Raw genomic sequence first — 2,017 nt, 5'->3', positions numbered from 1 at the left:
GTCGTGGGGGAGAAGGGGTGTGCGGGGGAAGAGGTGTCCATGGCGGCCACTCTCCCGCGCGGACCCGGCGGGGCGGATCGGAGGAGGGGACCACCTCCGCGGGCGGCGGGTCATGCCCGGGGATGAGGCGGGCCGGCGAGGCGTGGACCCGAGGGCGTCAGGTCCCCGCCGCCGGGCGGTGCGGGGTGGAGTGGGATGATGGGGACATGAGAGCCGACGCCCGCGCCAACCGCCAGGACCTGCTGGCGGCCGCCGGCCGTCTCATCGCCACCCAGGGGGCGGCGATGTCCCTGCGCGGGGTGGCGCAGGAGGCCGGGGTCGGCGTGGGGACGCTGTACCGGCACTTCCCCACGCGTCGGGATCTGCTGGACGCCGTGCTCGAGGACGTCGTGGCCCGCACCGGGGGGATCCTGCAGGCCTTCCTCGACGGGGTGCTGGGTCGGAGGCGCGGGACGTCGTCGGGGTGGGGTGGTCCAGGATGCTGCCGGTCATGGTGCCTCTCCTCCAGTGCGCGTCGGGCCGGGGCGGCCATCGGCGCGTGCACCCCGGCGGCGGACCCGCTGCGGGGCCTGCGTCCAGCATCGCGGAGGGGGTGGGCGCACCGGCAGGGCCATGAGGATGAACCTCGGGGCGTCCGACTCATACCCAGGTATGACCTGTGATTGTGCTGGCAGGCGCCTGGGGAGTGGCTCAGGGAAGGGCCCCGCCGCCCCGGCCGACCGCCCCGGCCGACCGCCGAGGCCGGCCGTTGAGGCCCGCGCGGTGGGCGATGAGCACGGCCTGCACGCGGTCGCGGGCGCCTAGCTTGGCCAGCACCCGGCCGACGTGCGTCTTCACCGTGGCCTCGGAGAGCACGAGCTCGGCGGCGATCTCCAGATTCGCGGCGCCCTGCGCCATGAGCACCAGCACCTCGTGCTCGCGCGGGGTCAGCGACGCCACGGCCGCCTGCTGCTCCTCGCACTCGGCGCTGCGGACCTGGTCCGAGCGCAGACGCGGGGCCATGTGCGTCAGGAGCCGGCGCGTCGTGGACGGGGCGATCACGGCGTCGCCCCGGTGCACCGTGCGGATCGCGGCGAGCAGCTCCTCGGGCGGGGCGTCCTTGAGCAGGAAGCCGCTGGCGCCCGCCTCGATCGCGTCGAAGGCGTACTCGTCCAGGTCGAAGGTGGTCAGCACCACGACGCGCGGGGCGTCCGGCCGGCGCAGCAGCGCGCGGGTGGCCTCGATGCCGTCCATCTCCGGCATGCGCACGTCCATCAGCACGACGTCGGCGCCCGCCACGGACACCGACGCCACCGCCTCGCGCCCGCTGCCCGCCTCCGCCACGACCGTCAGGTCCGGCTGCGAGTCCACGAGCATGGCCAGCCCGGAGCGGATCAGTGCCTGGTCGTCCACCAGGGCCACGCGGACGGGGACGGTCTCCTCAGAGCTCATGGGGTCATCCTCTCAAGTCGGGCGGGGTGAGCGGGCGAGACGGGGGCGGCCACCCCTCACACCGCCGAGTACGGCAGGTGGGCGGACACGCGGTACCCGGCCCCGACGCGCGGCCCCGTCTCGAGCGTCCCGCCGAACAGGGCCGTCCGCTCGGCGGCCCCCCGCAGACCCTGGCCGCTGCCCCGGGTGGCGGGGTCGGCGGCGGCGCCGCAGCCGTCGTCGTCGATCTGCAGGTCCAGGCCGTGCGCCGTCCAGGCGAGCGTGACGAAGGCGTCCGCGTCCGGCCCGCCGTGGCGCAGCGTGTTGGTGAGCGCCTCCTGCACGATCCGGTACGCCGCCAGCTCCCCACCCGCCGGCAGCGTGCGGCGGGGTGTGCCGGTCTCCAGCAGGGACACCTCGAGCCCGGACAGGCGCATCGTCTCCACGAGGGCGGGCAGGTCCGCGAGTCGCGGCTGGGGCCGGCGGCCCGGGGGCAGGCGGGTGCCGCGGCCGTCGGGGGAGGCGACGACGTCGGCGGCGGGTCGCCGGGCGTCGTCGTCGGTCACGCCGGGCACCCCGGCCACGGTCTCGCCGGTCTCGCGGAGCA

General features: G+C 76.3%; 3 protein-coding genes. 1 reads left to right on the top strand and 2 read right to left on the bottom strand.

Going from position 1 to position 2,017, the window contains the following annotated elements:
• Window positions 1-206 precede the first annotated feature (206 nt).
• Window positions 207-662: a TetR/AcrR family transcriptional regulator gene (locus J1M39_RS12255; protein WP_241253895.1), complete on the top strand. Its 456-nt coding sequence runs from the start codon at window positions 207-209 to the stop codon at window positions 660-662.
• Between the two features lie 28 nt (window positions 663-690).
• On the opposite strand, the gene J1M39_RS06380 is transcribed toward J1M39_RS12255, so the two are convergent.
• Window positions 691-1,431, bottom strand: coding sequence for a response regulator (locus tag J1M39_RS06380; protein ID WP_206496584.1), 741 nt, complete (start codon window positions 1,429-1,431; stop codon window positions 691-693).
• A 56-nt stretch (window positions 1,432-1,487) separates the two neighbouring features.
• Window positions 1,488-2,017: sensor histidine kinase (locus tag J1M39_RS06375; RefSeq protein WP_342356376.1), on the bottom strand; the 530-nt coding region annotated here is incomplete at its 5' end.

Origin of the sequence: Micrococcus sp. KRD077 (assembly GCF_017168505.1) — a bacterium.
Taxonomy (GTDB): Bacteria; Actinomycetota; Actinomycetes; order Actinomycetales; family Micrococcaceae; genus Micrococcus; species Micrococcus luteus.
Note: the sequence above shows the minus strand (reverse complement) of the source record. Positions and strands in the feature narration are given on the sequence as shown.

Coding starts and splice junctions, on each gene's coding strand:
- J1M39_RS12255 (WP_241253895.1), top strand. CDS start 207: ATGAGAGCCGACGCCCGCGCCAACCGCCAGGACCTGCTGGCGGCCGCC.
- J1M39_RS06380 (WP_206496584.1), bottom strand. CDS start 1,431: ATGAGCTCTGAGGAGACCGTCCCCGTCCGCGTGGCCCTGGTGGACGAC.